Origin of the sequence: Phenylobacterium sp. (assembly GCF_046291545.1) — a bacterium.
GTDB lineage: Bacteria > Pseudomonadota > Alphaproteobacteria > Caulobacterales > Caulobacteraceae > Phenylobacterium.
Genome location: NZ_JBKBSM010000002.1, coordinates 544,443 through 561,325, shown reverse-complemented (window position 1 = coordinate 561,325; position 16,883 = coordinate 544,443). Strand labels below are relative to the sequence as shown.

At 70.0% G+C, this 16,883-nt stretch carries 20 protein-coding genes and 1 pseudogene; 12 read left to right on the top strand and 9 right to left on the bottom strand.

Annotated features, from left to right (window positions below):
- Window positions 1-70 precede the first annotated feature (70 nt).
- The 7 genes from ACK4YQ_RS09215 to infA all read left to right on the top strand — a co-directional run bounded on the left by ACK4YQ_RS09215 (window position 71) and on the right by infA (window position 3,223).
- Window positions 71-667, top strand: coding sequence for a c-type cytochrome (locus ACK4YQ_RS09215; protein WP_409610573.1), 597 nt, complete (start codon window positions 71-73; stop codon window positions 665-667).
- A gap of 15 nt (window positions 668-682) precedes the next feature.
- Window positions 683-1,138: a DUF305 domain-containing protein gene (locus tag ACK4YQ_RS09210; protein WP_409610571.1), complete on the top strand. Its 456-nt coding sequence runs from the start codon at window positions 683-685 to the stop codon at window positions 1,136-1,138.
- On the top strand, window positions 1,138-1,671 hold the full coding sequence (locus tag ACK4YQ_RS09205) for a DUF6692 family protein (protein WP_409610569.1): 534 nt from the start codon (window positions 1,138-1,140) through the stop codon (window positions 1,669-1,671). Before ACK4YQ_RS09210 ends, ACK4YQ_RS09205 begins: the two co-directional genes overlap by 1 nt.
- 68 nt (window positions 1,672-1,739) lie before the next feature.
- Window positions 1,740-1,946: a hypothetical protein gene (locus tag ACK4YQ_RS09200; RefSeq protein ID WP_409610567.1), complete on the top strand. Its 207-nt coding sequence runs from the start codon at window positions 1,740-1,742 to the stop codon at window positions 1,944-1,946.
- A gap of 284 nt (window positions 1,947-2,230) precedes the next feature.
- Window positions 2,231-2,440 (top strand): cold-shock protein, encoded by a 210-nt coding sequence (locus tag ACK4YQ_RS09195; protein ID WP_409610565.1) that lies wholly within the window; start codon window positions 2,231-2,233, stop codon window positions 2,438-2,440.
- Between the two features lie 247 nt (window positions 2,441-2,687).
- Entirely contained in the window at window positions 2,688-2,882 is a 195-nt protein-coding gene (locus ACK4YQ_RS09190; RefSeq protein WP_409610563.1) for a hypothetical protein, read from the top strand.
- Between the two features lie 71 nt (window positions 2,883-2,953).
- Window positions 2,954-3,223, top strand: coding sequence for a translation initiation factor IF-1 (infA, locus tag ACK4YQ_RS09185; RefSeq protein WP_409610561.1), 270 nt, complete (start codon window positions 2,954-2,956; stop codon window positions 3,221-3,223).
- 19 nt (window positions 3,224-3,242) lie between these two features.
- Here the strand turns inward: infA and ACK4YQ_RS09180 are convergent, their stop codons facing one another.
- From ACK4YQ_RS09180 to ACK4YQ_RS09170, 3 genes and pseudogenes are all read right to left on the bottom strand, one after another.
- Window positions 3,243-3,614, bottom strand: coding sequence for a DUF1622 domain-containing protein (locus ACK4YQ_RS09180; RefSeq protein ID WP_409610559.1), 372 nt, complete (start codon window positions 3,612-3,614; stop codon window positions 3,243-3,245).
- A gap of 157 nt (window positions 3,615-3,771) precedes the next feature.
- Window positions 3,772-4,026 (bottom strand): hypothetical protein, encoded by a 255-nt coding sequence (locus tag ACK4YQ_RS09175; RefSeq protein WP_409610557.1) that lies wholly within the window; start codon window positions 4,024-4,026, stop codon window positions 3,772-3,774.
- A 556-nt stretch (window positions 4,027-4,582) separates the two neighbouring features.
- Window positions 4,583-5,467: pseudogene (locus ACK4YQ_RS09170) on the bottom strand (LysR family transcriptional regulator).
- Between the two features lie 357 nt (window positions 5,468-5,824).
- On the opposite strand from ACK4YQ_RS09170, the gene ACK4YQ_RS09165 reads away from it, so the two are divergent.
- From ACK4YQ_RS09165 to ACK4YQ_RS09155, 3 genes are all read left to right on the top strand, one after another.
- Window positions 5,825-6,640, top strand: a complete 816-nt coding sequence (locus tag ACK4YQ_RS09165) for an SDR family NAD(P)-dependent oxidoreductase (RefSeq protein WP_409610555.1) — start codon at window positions 5,825-5,827, stop codon at window positions 6,638-6,640.
- A gap of 52 nt (window positions 6,641-6,692) precedes the next feature.
- Window positions 6,693-7,139 carry an ester cyclase gene (locus ACK4YQ_RS09160; protein ID WP_409610553.1) on the top strand — a complete coding sequence of 149 codons (447 nt, stop codon included), beginning with the start codon at window positions 6,693-6,695 and terminating at the stop codon, window positions 7,137-7,139.
- 63 nt (window positions 7,140-7,202) lie between these two features.
- A complete protein-coding gene (locus ACK4YQ_RS09155) occupies window positions 7,203-7,553 on the top strand; it encodes a cupin domain-containing protein (RefSeq protein WP_409610551.1) in 351 nt (116 codons plus the stop codon).
- A 366-nt stretch (window positions 7,554-7,919) separates the two neighbouring features.
- Here the strand turns inward: ACK4YQ_RS09155 and guaA are convergent, their stop codons facing one another.
- Genes guaA through guaB form a run of 4 tightly spaced genes read right to left on the bottom strand, consistent with a single transcriptional unit; the run spans window position 7,920 to window position 12,660 of the window.
- Window positions 7,920-9,479 carry a glutamine-hydrolyzing GMP synthase gene (gene guaA, locus ACK4YQ_RS09150; protein ID WP_409610549.1) on the bottom strand — a complete coding sequence of 520 codons (1,560 nt, stop codon included), beginning with the start codon at window positions 9,477-9,479 and terminating at the stop codon, window positions 7,920-7,922.
- Between the two features lie 28 nt (window positions 9,480-9,507).
- Entirely contained in the window at window positions 9,508-10,785 is a 1,278-nt protein-coding gene (locus ACK4YQ_RS09145) for an RsmB/NOP family class I SAM-dependent RNA methyltransferase (RefSeq protein ID WP_409610547.1), read from the bottom strand.
- Window positions 10,786-10,794: 9 nt separating this feature from the next.
- Window positions 10,795-11,193 (bottom strand): MAPEG family protein, encoded by a 399-nt coding sequence (locus ACK4YQ_RS09140; RefSeq protein ID WP_409610545.1) that lies wholly within the window; start codon window positions 11,191-11,193, stop codon window positions 10,795-10,797.
- A gap of 3 nt (window positions 11,194-11,196) precedes the next feature.
- Window positions 11,197-12,660 (bottom strand): IMP dehydrogenase, encoded by a 1,464-nt coding sequence (guaB, locus tag ACK4YQ_RS09135; RefSeq protein WP_409610543.1) that lies wholly within the window; start codon window positions 12,658-12,660, stop codon window positions 11,197-11,199.
- Window positions 12,661-12,821: 161 nt separating this feature from the next.
- On the opposite strand from guaB, the gene ACK4YQ_RS09130 reads away from it, so the two are divergent.
- Complete coding sequence (locus ACK4YQ_RS09130) at window positions 12,822-14,495, top strand: glycosyltransferase family 4 protein (protein WP_409610541.1); 1,674 nt, start codon at window positions 12,822-12,824, stop codon at window positions 14,493-14,495.
- 3 nt (window positions 14,496-14,498) lie between these two features.
- Here the strand turns inward: ACK4YQ_RS09130 and ACK4YQ_RS09125 are convergent, their stop codons facing one another.
- Both ACK4YQ_RS09125 and ACK4YQ_RS09120 read right to left on the bottom strand, forming a co-directional pair.
- Window positions 14,499-15,203 carry an RlmE family RNA methyltransferase gene (locus tag ACK4YQ_RS09125; RefSeq protein WP_409610539.1) on the bottom strand — a complete coding sequence of 235 codons (705 nt, stop codon included), beginning with the start codon at window positions 15,201-15,203 and terminating at the stop codon, window positions 14,499-14,501.
- Entirely contained in the window at window positions 15,200-16,303 is a 1,104-nt protein-coding gene (locus ACK4YQ_RS09120) for a Ppx/GppA phosphatase family protein (protein WP_409610537.1), read from the bottom strand. Before ACK4YQ_RS09120 ends, ACK4YQ_RS09125 begins: the two co-directional genes overlap by 4 nt.
- 161 nt (window positions 16,304-16,464) lie before the next feature.
- Between ACK4YQ_RS09120 and hspQ the strand changes: the two genes are divergently transcribed.
- On the top strand, window positions 16,465-16,794 hold the full coding sequence (hspQ, locus tag ACK4YQ_RS09115) for a heat shock protein HspQ (protein WP_409610535.1): 330 nt from the start codon (window positions 16,465-16,467) through the stop codon (window positions 16,792-16,794).
- Window positions 16,795-16,883 lie beyond the last annotated feature (89 nt).

Genomic DNA, 16,883 nt, shown 5'->3' with positions numbered 1-16,883 from the left:
GCCGGCCCGCGCCGTTACCTCCCCCTCAGCGGCCCGATGCCGGGCCCGGCGGTCGAGGGAGGCGGCGCTGATGCCCGATCAGACATCCGGTCCACCGCACGAGCGGGAAGCGTCCTCCTCTCCCCCGAAGGGCCGCTTCGGCCTTGGCGTCGCCGCCGGCGCCGGCGGCCTCCTCGCGGCCGGGGCGGTCGTCGGCCTCATCGTCGTCTACAGCGGCGGCTACGACGTCGCGGCGAGCGAGGAGCACTCCGCCATCGGCCGCTGGGCCCTGGACACCACCTTCCACAACTCGGTGCGCAACCGCGCCCGCGGCCTGGAGCCGCCGCAGATCACGCCGCAGATGCTCCAGTCGGGGGCCGGCGCCTACAAGGCGATGTGCCAGCACTGTCACGCCGGTCCCGGCGCCGAGCGTGAGCCCTGGGCGGCCGGCATGCGCCCCAGGCCTCCGCACCTGGCCGAGGCCGCCGCCCAATGGGAGGTCAAGGAGATCTACTGGATCGCCAAGCACGGCGTGAAGATGTCCGGCATGCCCGCCTTCGGCGCCACACACGACGACCGCGAGCTCTGGGGCCTGGCGGCCTTCGTCAAGCAGCTCCCGGGGATGGAGGCCGAGCGCTACGCCCGGGCCGGCGGGTCCGCCGCCCGCCACGGCCACGCCGAGCCCTAGGTCGGAGCAAGACGCATGCAGATGTCCTACTGGCGCTTCGCCGCGATGATCGCGACCTCGACCGTGGTCATGTACGGCCTGATGTACCTGAACACCTACCTGCTCGAGCACGTGCTCTTCAGCCAGACGCGGGTCTGGATGGCCGTCCTGATGGGCGCGACCATGGCCGTCGTCATGCTCGCCTTCATGCTCGGCATGTACAGGAACCGGCGGCTCAACATCGCGATCTTCGCCGGCGCCGCCGTCGTGTTCGCCGGATCCCTCTGGCTCGTGCGCAGCCAGGCCACGGTCGACGACGCCTCCTACATGAGGGCGATGATCCCGCACCACTCGATCGCCATCCTCACCAGCAGCCGCGCCCAGATCTCCGACCCGCGGGTCCGCAAGCTCGCCGACGAGATCATCGAGGCCCAGGAGCGGGAGATCGCCGAGATGAAGTACCTGGTGCGCGACCTGGAGGCGCGGGACTGATGCGGCCGGCCGCCCTCGCCCTCCTCCTTTCCGGCGCCGCCCTCGCCGGATGCGGCGACGGCCGCCCCGACGACAAGACCCGCGGGCTCGCAGCGCCGCCGGTCGCCGAGCTGGTTCCCGCCCCGGCGGCCCTGCAGGGCGCCGACGTGCCGACCCTTGACCCCCACACCATGGACGACGCCGAGCTCCGCCGGGTGATCGGCGCCGGCCCCCGCTGCGAGTTCCGCTACACCAGCAGCGGCAAGCCGGTGCTCGCCTTCGCCCCCGCGGGCGCAGGCGTGGTCAAGCTGAACGGCAAGCTCGTGGCGCTGCGGACAAGCCCGTCCGCCGGCGACGGCCCGCCGGTGCTGCAGGCCGGGGACGTGACCCTGAGGATCCGCCCGGACCGCCCCGTCCGCGTCGGCGACGCGCGTCGCACCCCGGCCGACATGACCTTCGACGTGCGCGCCGGCGAGGGGCTCACGGTGGGCTATCGCGGCTACTACGGTTGCCCCCGCGCCCCGGATCGCACCCCCGGCGCCGCAGAAGGCTGAGCTCGCGAATTTCGGGGCCGCCGGTCTTGCGGCTCGCTCCCGCCCCGCGGCCGGCCTATAGTCCGCGAATGCCGACCCATTCAGACATCGTCAAACGCTGGCGCGACCTTCGCACGATGCTGATCGAGCAGTTGGAGATGTTCGAGAGCGGCTCGCTGACGCTTCGGGCCGGCGGGGTGGACGTGTCGGCCGGGGCCGTCGCCGATCTCAAGCGCGAGATCCTCGAATTCGACGCGCTGATCGCCGAGGACGAAGCGCAGAATCCGGCGCCCTAGCGGGCCGCCCGCCGCCGCGCCACCCTCGCGCGGAGCCTCCCGACGTCACGCGCGGAGGGCCTCTGGCGCCTGCCGCAGGCGGGGGGGGCGCGAGTATTTCCGGGTCGTTGGCTTGCAATTCCCGGGATATACGCCAATATAGGACAATCAAATGTCGCTTAGGCTCGTTTGGCGCCGCCGGAAAATTCGTACTTTCGGCCCGCTCTGATTACCGACCCTCTCCGAAAATTTGATCTCAGCGCCTGCTTCTGGGCGTGAGAACTCGTGTCCGGAAAGGGACCATCATGCAAATTGGAACCGTGAAGTGGTTCAACGCCCAAAAGGGCTTTGGCTTCATCCAACCCGATGAGGGCGGCGCCGACGTCTTCGTGCACATCTCGGCCGTTGAGCGCGCCGGCCTGCCTTCGCTCCACGAAGGCCAGAAGCTCGGCTTCGAGCTGGAGCGCGACCAGCGCAGCGGCAAGACCTCGGCCGGCCAACTCCAGGCCGCCTGACGACTGCCGGGCGCGCCGCGGCCCCACGCTTAAGTCATGAACTTCAGATACCCGACCGACGCCGATGAACCGCTGAAGCGGCTCGTCACGCGTCTTCCGTCTGCGAGCCTCCACCAGTTGAGGCGCGCCTATCCAGCGCTGCGGTCCCAATCGCTCGACCACCTCGCCCTGAGGATCGAGCGGATCCGCCACAGCCAGCAACTCGCTTTCCAGGAATAGCCGCGGCGGCCCCGGCAGGAGTCATCATATGATCAAAGCTGAACTCAAGGCCGCCGAATACCGTGTGCGGGCGCTGCATGCGCTCGCATTGGCCGAGGACGCGACCCTGGACCGGGTCCGCGAACTGCAGCGTCACTCCGCCGCCACCTGGACCCAGATGGCCGAGGCCGAAGAAGCGCGGGCGCGCGACACGCGCCGCGCCGGGCCCAGCCAGGGCGACTGATTCCACCTGCAACGCGGTCGCGACGGGCGGCGGCGAGAGCCGTCGCCCGCGCCGGCCCATGAGGACTCAACATGGCCAAGGAAGACCCCGTCGAGCTCGACGGGACCATCACCGAACTCCTGCCTGAGGGCCGCTTTCGGGTGCGCCTTGAGAACGAGCACGAGATTCTCGCCTACACGGCGGGCAAGATGAAGAAGCACCGCATCCGCGCCATCGTCGGCGACCGGGTCACCGTCGAGATGACCCCCTACGACATGGAACGCGGCCGCATCACCTATCGCCACCGTTCCGAAGGCGCCCGCACCTCCGGCCCCCCGCGCCCGCAGAACCGGCGCCGCTGACCGGCCGGCCGCCGCAGCGTCAGCGCGTCCGCGCCCCTCCGGCCTCGGCGCGCCGCCAGGGCCAGCGGCCCTCGATCTCCGTCTCGAGGGAGAAGCTGAGAAAGGTCCGGATGACCACGATCAGGGCCAAGAGGCCCACGCTCTCGAAGGTCAGGGGCGCGGTGATGGTGCCGATGATGTCGGCCCCGACCAGCAGCTCCAGCCCGAGCAGGATTCCGCGGCCCAGGTTCGCCCGATAGGCCTCGTAGGCGGCTCGCCAGTCGCCGCTGCGCCGCGCCTGGCGCAGGAAGAACACGCTCGCCGCCACCGCGCCGACGACGATGATCCCCACTCCGGCGAACTCCAGTAGCTTCGCAAGCTGCTCGATGAATCCGTGCACCCGCTCGTACATGCGCCCTCCTGCCCCGCCGAGGCGCACGGCCGCGCGTCTATTGGGGGCTTGCGACGGACCAGCCTAGCGCCCGCCCGTCCCTGGAGAGCTGAACGTTTGACGGGTCGATGCGGATCAACCGGCGTCGCCTGGCCTGGCCGCGCGCCGGCGTGGCCGGCTAGTGTCCCTGATTGTCGCCCAGACTCTCGACCAGCCGTCCTGTGGCCTTGAGCTCGCCCATGATCCGCCGCCAGGTGGACGCTGCCGCAGAGCCGGCCTCGTCGGATGCGAAGCCCGGCTCGTCGAACACGGCCTGCAGGTCACTCAGCAGGTTGGGGTCGCGGGCGGACAGCAGCGCGATGAGCGTGTTCAGAAGCCGCTCGGTGGCCAGCGCCCGTTGCTCGAGGTCTTTGATGTCGGGAAGCGAGGTCATGATCGCCGATCTGGTGAGGGCGCGGCCAGCGCAGGGCTCTGGCCTGGCGTTTCTGTGACTGGCGCCCGGCGTCGGCGCAGGCCCGCCTGCGCGCACCGGCGTCCAGGCTCTAAGGCCGCCGGGCGCATCGTGGTTCCACCCTACTCCTTCCGACGCCCGGCCGCCTGCACGATCGGGTCGCTGCGGCTCACTCCCACTCGAGTGTTCAGCCTACCGTTAAGACGGCTCCCGGCGTGCCATTTTCGGCTTCAGATCCGAGCCGTGCACGCCGCGAAGTGTACCGGGTCTGGGATCTGGAAGAGGTGGAAGCGGGCTGGAACAGCGCCGCCAGGCTCATCTCGAGGGCCGGGCGAAAATCGCGCGCGGGCCGGACGTTCATCAGCGCAACACCCGCCCGGGGAACGCGCGCCGCGCGGACATCTAGTTGAATGGGATCGTTGAGCCACGATCCGCTCACTTGTTCGGAGCGACAGCCTCAACAGCCGACGATGGGGGCGTGCCCGCCCGGCGACTGGAAGCGCCAGACAGCCGCCACTCGCAGCGGGCCCAGCTCGCCCTAGGCGGCTCGAAGTGCTTCCTTGAATAGCTCAAAGGCCTTCGTCCCATGCCGATCGGGGAAATAGAGGTGATAGCCGGGGAACGGCTCGCACCACGGCTCCAGCAAGCGGGTAAGACGGCCATCGGCAATCGGGGACGCCACCAGATCCTCCAGGATGTAGAGGATGCCGAACCCCTCGACGGCGGCCGCCACCAGCAGGTCGCCGTCATTGAACACTGGTCCGCGTCCCGGCGCGACCGTCACCGCATGGCCGTCGCGCTCGAACGACCAGGCAGACAGGTCGCCATTGGCGCCGCGATAGGCGATACAGCGATGGCCAGCGAGGTCAGCGGGTTCAACCGGCGCAGGACGGTCGTTCAGATAGCTGGGAGCGGCCACGACTGCGACGCGAAGCTAAGGGCCGACTGGCACGGCGATCATGTCCTTCTCCAGTCGCTCGCCGAGCCGGATGCCGGCGTCATATCGGCCCGCCACGACATCGGTCATCGCATCTTCCACGCACACCTCCACCTCAACGCCGGGGTGAAGGCGCATGAAGTCCGGGAGCATCGGCCATAGCACCGTGTCGGCGGCATGCTTGCCTGCCGTGATCCGAACGGTCCCGATCGCTGCTCCGCTCGTCTGGGACAGCGCCTCGATCTCCTGGTCCAGCGCGGACAGCGCCGGCGACAGCGCGGCGAGCAGGCGTTCGCCGGCAGCCGTCGGGGCGACACTCCGTGTCGTGCGGGAGAGCAGGCGGAAACCGAGCTGGCCTTCCAGCCGCTTCATGGTCTGGCTCAACGCCGACTGCGTGACCCCAAGCCGCCTCGCGGCTCGCGTGAAGCTGCGGTCGGAGGCGATCGCGGCGAAGATGGCGAGGTCGCCGAGCTGGTCCGGACGCATTGATGAATCTCGCTACTGAGCCCCATTACTGATTAGGCCATTATCTCGATCAATTAGCATTGCTACCTAGTCGGTGACAGTGCAACGCGCGAGGAACTGGCGATGGGCTGAACACGAAGCTGATCACGGAGCCGCTGCGGCCAGAGAGGCGCCGGTGAGCGATCACTTCTCCCCGGAGCCCTTCGCCGCGCGGCGCATGGCCGAGACAGGTGAGATCACTCGGCTCGTGCTGTTCCTGAGTTCCGACGGGTCGGCCTTCATCACCGGTTCCGACTACGTGATCGGCGGGGGTGCTGCCCGGTCCCGTGCCGCCCGACGGTCAGTAAGCGCGTTCTCGAAGGAAAAGAGGAGCAGACGATGGGCAAGGTCTGGTTGGTGACGGGCGCAAGCCGCGGACTTGGACGTGAGATCGCGCGCGCTGCGCTCGACGCGGGCGAAACCGTGGTCGCAACGGCGCGATCCGGCGACGCGGTGCTCGAGGCCTTCGGAAGCGACAACGATCGCTTGCACGCCCTCGCGCTCGATATCGTCGATGGCGATGCGGCGAAATCGGTCGCGGCGGAGGTCGCTGCGCGGTTCGGTCGGATCGACGTGCTGGTCAACAATGCCGGCTATGCCGAACTGGGCTTCTTCGAGACCTTCACCGACGCCGAGGTGCGGCGCCAGTTCGCGGTCAACCTGTTCGGCACGATGAACGTCGCGCGCGCGGTCGCCCCCCACATGCGATTGCGTCGCTCAGGCCTCATCGTGACCATCTCTTCGGTGAGCGGGCTGGTCTCCAACGCGGGAGGGGCGGTCTACTCGGCCTCCAAATTCGCGGTCGAGGGATGGATGGAGGGCTTCGCACAGGAGCTGGCGCCGTTCGGCATCCGCTCGCTCCTGGTCGAGTCGGGGATGCTGCGCACCGAGTTCATGGACAGGAAGTCGGCGAGCTTCGGCAGCATCGACGTTCCGGACTATGCCGAGGCGGTCGCGCAGTTCCGCGCCTTCGTGGACGGGGCCAACGGCAATCAGCCGGGCGACCCGACGCTGCTCGCCGCGCGGATCGTAGCGCTTGCTTCACAGGACGAGACGCCGTCGCGGTTCGTGTTCGGCGATGACGTCCGACAGTGGGCCAACGCGAAGGTCGACCAGTTGCGGCAGGAGATCGCCCAGTCCGCGGATCGCGCCTGACGCTCCCTCGCCAAGGGGGCTCGCTAACACTCACCTTGAACAGGATTTCGACATGGCGACGAACGAAGAAATCATCAGAGAGCTCTACGCGCTGGCCGAAGGCGATCGCCGCGACGCCGAGAAGTTCGCTTCCCTGTTCCACGAGGGCGGCTACTTTCAGGACGAGTCCTCGGGCGTTCGGTTGCACGGTCGGGACGTCGGCCAGCTGATTGAGGCTGTCTCGGGCGCCTTCCCCGACATGCACCGCGAGCTGCTGTGGATCTATACGACGGGCGAGGCGGTGATCGTCGAGCTCAGACTGCAAGGCACGCACTCGGGCGACTTCCACACCGGTGAAGGCGTGTTGCCCGCCACCGGCCGCACGTTCGATGTGCCTTGCTGCGACGTGTTCCGGCTCAGGAGCGGCAAGGTCGAGGCCTTTCACTGCTACAACCAGCTTTCGGTCTGGCTGAAGCAGCTTGGCGCGCTCGACAATCTCGGCGCCGCCGTCAAGCGCTGAGCAAAGGCCAATGCGCGCCGGCCCGGCGCGCTTTCGCGTCCCAGCAAGAAATGGAGGAACTCCATGCCCGTGCAGAAGTTTGCCGTCGCCGACGCCCCTTTCGAGCGCTTGGATGAGCAGGACGCGCTGATCGAGACCGCCAACCTTGTGGATCAGCGTCACGGCGGACCAGTTACGGTCGGATTCGGCCGCTATGGCCCGGGAGCGGTCTTGGAAGAGGTCATCGCCGTTTACGACACGATGATTGTGCTCGAGGGGAAGGTCTCCGTCACGAGCGACGTCGGAACAGTGACTGCTGAGCCCGGAGACATTGTCTACATGCCCGAAGGCGAACGGGTCATTATTCGTGCATCGAAAGACGGAGCGTTGACCGCCTACGTGACCTATCCTCATTGGGAAGAAGCACGGGCCTGATTTTCCACCGGCCAACGACCCCGCCTCGCCAGTCGCCGCCAACAGCACGCTCCGCCTCTATTGGCCTTTGGCAAATGATCGCGGGCGCCGCATACCGGGGCGTCAGCTTTACCCAGCTCTCAGGTCGAAAGCCGACAGACAGCAGACGGCCGCCCCTTAGCAGATGCTCTTTATCGAACGAAAACGCCGGGCGACCACCCGCCGACTTCTACGGCTGGGCACGCTACAGCCCCAAGCAGCGAAGAGCTTACTTAGCAGGTGAGCCGGCCCAAGATTCAGATCGACGGGTGGATTTGAGACCGGACAGAGGTGACAATCGATCAGGCGCGTACAGTTCAAAACTACGCTGTCGCCGCCGTTTGCCCTCTACTCCCACTCGATCGTGCCGGGGGGCTTGGAGGTGACGTCGTAGACCACCCGGTTCACGCCCTTGACCTCGTTGATGATCCGGGTGGCGCAGCGGCCCAGGACCTCCCAGGGGAACTCGAAGAAGTCGGCGGTCATGCCGTCGGTGGAGGTCACCGCGCGCAGGGCCAGCACGTCCTCGTAGGTGCGTGCATCGCCCATCACTCCCACGGTCTTCACCGGCAGCAGCACCGCAAAGGCCTGCCAGATCGAATCGTAGAGCCCGGCCTTGCGGATCTCCTCCAGGTAGATGGCGTCGGCCTTCTGCAGCACGGCGACCTTCTCGGGGGTGATCTCGCCGGGAATGCGGATCGCCAGGCCCGGTCCGGGGAACGGGTGGCGGCCGACGAAGGCCGGCGGCAGGCCGAGCTCGACGCCCAGGGCCCGCACCTCGTCCTTGAACAGCTCGCGCAGCGGCTCCACCAGCTTCAGCTTCATGTAGTCCGGCAGCCCGCCCACATTGTGGTGGCTCTTGATCACCGCCGAGGGCCCGCCCCGCGCCGACACGCTCTCGATCACGTCGGGATAGAGCGTGCCCTGGGCCAGGAAGGTCGCGCCCTCGATCTTGGCGCTCTCCCGGTCGAAGACGTCGATGAACAGCTTGCCGATCGTCTTGCGCTTGGTCTCCGGATCGGTGACGCCCGCCAGCGCCCCCAGGAATTCCTTCGATGCGTCAACGTGTACGAGCGGAATATTGTAGTGGTCGCGGAACATGGTCACGACCTGCTCGGCCTCGTTCAGGCGCAGAAGGCCGGTGTCGACGAACACGCAGGTGAGCTGGTCGCCGATCGCCTCGTGGATCAGGACCGCCGCCACCGAGGAGTCCACCCCGCCGGAAAGGCCGCAGATCACCTTCTCCTGGCCCACCTGCTCGCGGATCCTGGCCACCATCTCCTGGCGGAACGAGGCCATGGTCCAGTCGCCCTTCAGCCCGGCGATGCGGTGGGTGAAGTTGCGCAGCATCAGCGCCCCGCGGGGGGTGTGCGCCACCTCCGGGTGGAACTGGATGCCGTAGAAGCGCCGGCCCTCGTCGGCGATCACCGCGAAGGGCGAGCCCTCGCTGGAGGCCACCACCTCGAAGCCCAGCGGGATGGCGGTGATCTTGTCGCCGTGGCTCATCCACACGGTCTCGCGCGCGCCCACCTCGCCCAGGCCGGCCAGCAGCGGGCTCTCGCGCTCGATCAGGATCTCGGCCCGGCCGAACTCGCGATGGTGGCCGCCTTCCACACGGCCGCCCAGTTCGGCGCACATGGTCATTTCGCCGTAGCAGATGCCCAGCACCGGCACGCCCAGCTCGAAGACCTTGTGGGTCACCGCCGGGCTCTCGTCCTCGTGCACGCTGGCCGGCCCGCCGGACAGGATCACCGCCTTGGGCGCGAACGCCTCCAGCATGCCCTCGACCTTGTCGTAGGGGTGGATTTCGCAATAGACGCCGCTCTCGCGCAGCCGGCGCGCGATCAGTTGAGTCACCTGGCTGCCGAAGTCGACGATCAGCACGCGTTCGTGGGCGGGTTCGGTCATGGGCGGCGGTTCCGGGTGCGAGTGGGGGTCATGAGGTCTTCTCCAGCACGGCGACAAAGAAGCCGTCCGTGCCGGCGGACAAGGGGCTCAGGCGCAGAAGGCCCTCGGGCGTCAGGCGGTCGGCCAGCTCGGCGGGCGCCGGCGCCGGCCGCACCGCAAACCCGGGCCGCCGCGCCAGGAAGGCGGCCACCCGGTCCTCGTCCTCCTCGGGCAGGATCGAGCAGGTGACGTAGATGATCCGTCCGCCGGGTTTGACGAAGCCCGCGCCGGCGTCCAGCACCGCGTCCTGGTCGGCCGTGCGCCGCGCCAGGGCCTCCGGCGTCAGCCGCCACTTGGTGTCCGGATGGCGCCGCCACGAGCCTGAGCCGGTGCAGGGCGCGTCGATGAACACCACGTCCATGCGCGCCTCCAGCCCCTTGAGCGGATCGGGATTCACCGGCGAACGGACCTGCAGGTTGCGCACCCCCGCGCGGTCGCCGCGGCGGATGGTGTCGGCCAGGCGGCGGGCGTCCGAATCATAGGCGTAGATCTGGCCGGTGTTGGCCATCGCGGCCGCCAGCGCCAGGGTCTTGCCGCCGCCGCCGGCGCACAGGTCCAGGACCTGCTTGCCGCGGACGTCTCCGGCCGCCGCCGCCGCGATCTGGCTGCCCAGGTCCTGCACCTCGAACCAGCCCTTGGAGAAGGCCGGGATGGTCTCCACCGCCCCGCCCCGGGCCGTGGGGTCGGGCGCGTCCATGCGGACCGCCGTCGCCAGCACGCCCGCCGGGCGCGCGTGCAGCGGGGCCAGCGCCTTCAGCGCCCGCTCCGGGTCGGTCTTCAGCGTGTTGACCCGCAGGTCCACCGGCGCCCGTTCGGCCAGGGCCGCCAGGGCTTCGGCCCGGGCGTCGCCGAACACCCGCTGCAGCGAGGCGTCCAGCCAGTCCGGATAGTCGCCGCGCACCGGCGCCGGCGCCTCGTCCAGCGGCCGCGGCGCCTGCAGGGCCGCGCGCTCGGCCTCGGTCAGCGCGCCCGGTCCGTGCGGCGCCTCGGCGGCGGTATCGGCGATGCGCTCCAGCGGCCAGCCCCACAGGACGCGCAGCGCCGCGAGCGCCGCGGCGCGGGGGCTCTCATCACCCATCCGCCAGCCCAGGGACCGGCGTCGGCGCAGCACGTCCAGCACCAGGCCCGAAACCCAGGCCCGGTCCTTGGCGCCCGCGTAGCGCGCCCCCTCTCCCCAGGCCTTCAGCGCCAGCCGCACGGGCCGGTGGCGCAGTTCGACGTCGGACAGAACCTCGATGGCCGCCGCGAGGCGTCCGCCGTCACGCAAGGGCCGACCTCATAGGAAGATCGCCGCAATGACCATCAGGACGCCGACCAGCGACACGCCCCAGACGAGCGAGCGCAGGGCGGGGACGCCGGCCGCATAGAGCGGCACGTAGAGCGCCCGGGCAGCCACGTAGAGCCCCGCCCCCCACAGGGTCAGGGTCCCGAGCTTGGCGGCCAGATAGGCGACGATCACCGCCGCCGCGAACAGCGGGAAGGTCTCCATGAAGTTGGCGAACGCCCGCTCCAGCCGCGCCGGCACGCCGCTCAGCGGCCGCGCCTCGTCCCGGGGCCCCATGCCCCAGGAGAGGTCGCCCCGCTGGCGGGTGCCCGCCACCGTCGCCCAGAGCAACTGGACGAGGCCGATGACCACCGCGGCGGCCAGGAGCTGCAGTTCGGGCGCGGTCCTCATCGGCTAGACCGGGCTCGTGTAGTTGGGCGCCTCGCGCACCATCATCACGTCGTGGACATGGCTTTCGCGCAGGCCCGCGCCGGTGATGCGGATGAACCGGGCGTTGCGGCGCAGGTCCTCCAGGGTGGCCGAGCCGGTGTAGCCCATGGCCGCCCGCAGCCCCCCGACCATCTGGTGCAGGATGGCGCTGATCGGCCCCTTGTAGGCGACCTGCCCTTCGATCCCTTCGGGCACCAGCTTCAGCGCGTCCGACACCTCCTTCTGGAAGTAGCGGTCGGCCGAGCCGCGGGACATCGCCGACAGCGAGCCCATGCCGCGGTAAGCCTTGTAGGAGCGGCCCTGGTAGAGGAACACCTCGCCCGGCGCCTCGTCGGTGCCTGCGAAGGCCGAGCCCATCATCGCCACCTGGGCGCCCATCGCCAGGGCCTTGGCCAGGTCCCCGGAGTACTTGATCCCGCCGTCGGCGATCACCGGCACGTCGGTGCCCGCCGCGGCCCGCGTCGCGTCGGCGATGGCGGTGAGCTGGGGCACGCCCACCCCGGCCACGATCCGCGTGGTGCAGATGGAGCCGGGGCCGATGCCGACCTTCACCGCGTCCGCCCCCGCGTCGATCAGGGCCCGGGCGCCGTCATAGGTGGCGACGTTGCCCGCCACGATCTGCACCCGGTTGGTCTCGCGCTTCAGCCGGCCCACGGCGCGGGCGACGTCGGCGTTGTGGCCGTGGGCGGTGTCGATCACCACCACGTCCACCCCGGCGTCCACCAGGGCCATCGACCGCTCGAAGCCGGCGTCCCCCACCGTCGAGGCCGCCCCGACCAGCAGCCGGCCCTGGACGTCCTTGGCCGCCAGCGGGTGGGCCTGGGCCTTCTCCATGTCCTTCACGGTGATCAGGCCGACGGCGCGGTACTCGTCGTCCACCACGATCAGCCGCTCGATCTTCTTCTGCCGCAGGAGCTGGCGCGCCTCGGCCTGGCTGACGCCTTCGCGCACGGTGACCAGGTTGTCCTTGGTCATCAGCGCCTTGGCCGGGGTGTCGTCGCCGTTCTCGAAGCGCATGTCGCGGTTGGTCAGGATGCCGACCAGCCGCCCCGTCTGCGGCTCGACCACCGGGAATCCGGAGATCTTGCGCCGGGCCTTGATCTCGCGGACCTCGCGCAGGGTCGTGTCCGGATGGATGGTCATCGGATTGATGACCATGCCGCTCTCGTAGCGCTTGACCTCGCGCACCTGGTCGGCCTGCTCCTCGACGGTGAGGTTGCGGTGCAGGATGCCCATGCCCCCGGCCTGGGCCATGGCGATCGCCAGCCGGCTTTCTGTGACCGTGTCCATGGCTGCGGACACGATCGGTATGTTCAGACTGATTTCGCGCGTGAACCGTGTGGTCGTATCGACCTGGGTGGGCATCACGTCGGATGCGCCGGGTTCGAGCAAAACATCGTCGAAGGTGAGCCCTTCGCGAATCTCCATGAGACTCTCCGTTTTGCGGGGCGGGTATCTTCGCAAAGCGCCCCGGAGTCAATTCGTGGCGCTGAGATAATCGTTGCGGACGACGATCGCATGCGCCGCCTCGCCACGGCGGCGGTTTTTGATAGAAGCGGCGCACGCACCCGACCGGAGGATCGGCCGACGTGGCCTCAAGTCTCGCTGTCTACCTTCCCGCCGGAACCTTCGCCGTCGAACGCAACCCGTTCGGCCGCACCATCGCCAACCGCGAGCTCTACCGCGCCCTGGTCCGCCACGGCGGCTACGACCCGCTGACCTTCGTCACGCAGGAGGCCGCCGACCTGGCGGCCCTGCAGGCCGGCCTGCGGCTCGAGGGCGCCCTGCCCGCCTCGGTCCGCGTCGCCCGCCGCGGCTCCGAAGCCGCCGTGCGCGCGGCCTCCGCCGGCGCCCTGCTGCGCGGGGATCCGGATCTCTACGATCTGGCCTTTGAGCGCCGCCGCTCCCGGGGCGACGAGGCCTACAGCCTGGTCGGCTTCATCCACACCCTGGCGCCCCCCGCCATCCGCCAGCGCATGGCCACGGCGGCGATCGCCCCGACCCGCCCCTGGGACGCCCAGATCTGCACCTCCCCTTCCGTCCAGGCGGGCATGAGCGCCATGTACGACGCCTGGGACGCCTATCTGGCCGACCGCTTCGAGGGGAAGCCGGGCCCACGGCCGATGCTGCCGGTCATTCCGCTCGGGGTCGACCAGCCGCATTTCGCCAGCCTCGCCGACCGGCCCGCCGCCCGCGCCGCCCTGCGCGCCGAGCTGGGCCTGGGGGAGGACGACGTCCTGGTGCTCTGGGTGGGGCGCCTGTCGTTCTTCGAGAAGGCCTATCCCCAGCCGATGTTCCGCGCCATCGAGGAGGCCGCCCGGGCCACCGGCGCGCGGGTGCATTTCGCCATGGCCGGCTGGTTCCCCAACGGCGATCAGGACGAGCGCCGCTATCGGGGGGCGGCCGAGGCCTACGCCCCTTCCGTCGCCGTCAGCTTCCAGGACGGCAACGACCGCGCCCGCGTGGCCGACCTGTGGGCCGGCGCCGACGTCTTCGTATCCCTGGTCGACAACATCCAGGAGACCTTCGGCCTGACCCCGGTCGAGGCCATGGCCGCCGGCCTGCCCGTCGTGGTCAGCGACTGGGACGGCTATCGCTTCACCGTGCGCGACGGCGAGACCGGTTTCCTGATCCCCACCCTCGGCGGCCCCGTCGACGGTTCCGGCCAGGCGCTAGCCTGGGCGCACCAGATGCTGGTGGAGACCTACCAGTCCTATGTCGGCACCGTCGCTCAACACACCGCCGTGGACGTCGGTCGCGCGGCCCAGGCCCTGGCCGAGCTGATCCGCTCGCCCGAGCTTCGCCGCCGCATGGGCGCGGCCGCCCGGGCGCACGCCGCGGCGACCTTCGACTGGCCGGTGGTGATCGGCCAGGTGCGCGATCTCCTGGGCGAACTGGCCGCCATGCGCGCGGCCGCTGCGCCGGAACCGCGGCGTCGGGCGCTCAATCCCTTCGTGGTCGATCCCTTCCGCGACTTCGCCGGCTTCCCGAACGCCACCCTCACCCGCCAGACGCGCCTGCGGGTGCGCCCCGGCGCCGGGCTCGAGGACCTCGTCCGCGCCGGCAACGTCGAGCTCGACCGCGTCGCCTCCCACCGGCGCGCGCCCCTGCCGCGGGCGGTCCATGCCTTCGGCGCGATCCAGGCCGCCGGCTCCCTCACCGTCGGCGAGGTGCTCGCGCGCTTCCCCGAGGAGCCGCCCGGGCCCCTTCAGCTCACCCTGATATGGATGTGCAAGCTGGGCGTGCTGGCGTGGGAGGCCTGAGCCTCAGCGCCCCTTGAAGCCGGTGGCCACCAGGTAGACCTCCGAGGAGTCCGCCCGGCTGGCCTTGGGCTTCACGTTGCGCACGTCGGCGAAGCGCTGCTTCAGCCGTGCGATCACCTCGCTGGTCTCCCCGCCCTGGAAGGCCTTGGCCACGAACGCGCCGCCCGGCTTCAGCACCTCGACGGCGAAGTCGGCCGCGGCCTCGATCAGGCCGACGATCCTCAGGTGGTCGGTCTGCTTGTGGCCCACGGTGTTGGGCGCCATGTCCGAGAGCACCACGTCCGGCGGCCCGCCGAGCAGCTCGATCAGCCGCGGCCCGCACGCCGGATCGGTGAAGTCCATCTCCAGGATCTGCGCCGGCGGCAGCGGCTCCACCGGCAGCAGGTCCACGCCGGCGATCGCCGTCACGCCCCGCTCGATGGCCACCTGGGTCCAGCCGCCGGGGGCCAGCCCCAGGTCGACGACCCGGGCGCCGGGCCTCAACAGCCTGAACTTGTCGTCGATCTCCGCCAGCTTGTAGGCGGCGCGCGAGCGGTAGCCGTGGGCCCGCGCCCGGGCGGCGAAGGGATCGTTGATCTGCCGCTCCAGCCAGGCCTGGGAGGACGGCGTGCGCAGCTTGGCCGTCTTCAGCCGCGCCGGCTTGCCGCGGCCCTCCTCGGCCCCGCCCGTGGGCGGGCGCACCATGCGCTTGCGCGGCGGCTCGCTCATGCCGCCGCCGCCCGCCGCGGCCCGCGCCGGCGCCGGCGACGCCGCCGCCCGCCCCGTTCGGACATCATCGACATCAGGATGCCCTCCCGCAGCCCGCGGTCGGCCACCCGCACGCGCGAACAGGGCCACAGCTCCTGCACCGCCTGCAGGATCGCCGCCCCGGCCAGCACCAGGTCGGCGCGGTCGGGGCCGATGCACGGCTGCTCCGCCCGCTCCCGGGCCGACAGGGCCAGGAGCCGGCCGGCCGCCGCGTCGCACTCCTGGCGGCTCATCCAGATCCCGTCCACCCGCGCCCGGTCGTAGCGGCGCAGGCCCAGGTGCATCCCCGCCAGGCTGGTGATCGCGCCCGAAGTGCCGATCAGGTGCGCGCGGTCGGCCTCGAACAGCTCGCGCATGGGATCGGCGCGGCGGAACGCGGCGATCTCAGCCTTCACCGTCTCCACCATCTGGCGGAACCAGCCCTCGGTGGCGACCTCGCCCTCGGGGAACCGCTCGGCCAGCGTCACCACCCCGATCGGCACCGACAGCCAGGCGCGGATCGGCAGCTGGCCCGGCGCCAGGCGTCCCGGATCGCCGTCGAACCCCTCGTCCGACAGGTCCACCCAGGAGAGTTCGGTCGAACCGCCGCCCACGTCCACCACCAGCGCCGCCGCGGCGCTGCGGTCCAGGAGGTTCAGGCAGCCGGCGACGGAGAGCTGGGCTTCCTCCCTCGGGGTGATGATCTGCAGCTTCAGCCCGGTCTCCTCGGCCACCCGGTCGACGAAGGCCTGGCCGTTGTCGGCCATGCGGCAGGCCTGGGTGGCGATCGCCTTCAAGCGCACCACCCGCCGGCGGCGGACCTTCTCGGCGCTGACCTTCAGGGCCGCCAGCGCCCGGTCCATGGCCGCCTCGGACAGCCGCCCGCTCTGGCTCAGCCCCTCGCCCAGGCGGACGATCCGCGAATAGGCCTCGACGACGCGAAAGCCCGAGCCTGCGGGCGAGGCGATCAGCAGGCGGCAATTGTTGGTGCCCAGGTCGAGCGCGCCATAACATGGCTGCTCGCTGGCAGACTTCCCCCGGCTTCGCACTTGGGCGCCGGGCGCGCTCGGCGCCTCTGACATGGACCGCACCTGTCCTTCGCAGGCGCGCCCAGCCGGTGCGCCTCACTTCAGGCGGGACTTTAACAAGACCGCTCGCCTGCCGAAAGGCGCTCCCTTGTCGCCCGTCACATGATTGATACGTTCACCTCTCGGTCAGGAGACAGGGTTTAGATTCCCTCACCATGGATACTCGACTCGCCAAGTTCCGAATTGGCCAGGTGGTGAAGCATCGGATCTTCCCGTTCCGCGGCGTGATCTTCGACGTCGACCCCACCTTCAACAACTCCGAGGAATGGTGGCTTTCCATTCCCGAGCACATCCGGCCGAGCAAGGACCAGCCGTTCTACCACCTGCTGGCGGAGAACGAGGAAAACGCCTACGTGGCCTACGTCTCCGAACAGAACCTGCTGCCCGACGACACGGGCCAGCCGGTGGGCCATCCGCAGGCGTCGCTGATCTTCGAATCGTTCCGGGAAGGCCAATACACCCTGCGCCCGCGGATCACGCACTAGGGGCGCAGGCGCGGCGCGCACGGTTCTGCCGTCGCCGCGACGAATCGCGCACGTCCATTCCGCGCCCCGGCGATTGCGCGGCCGACTGC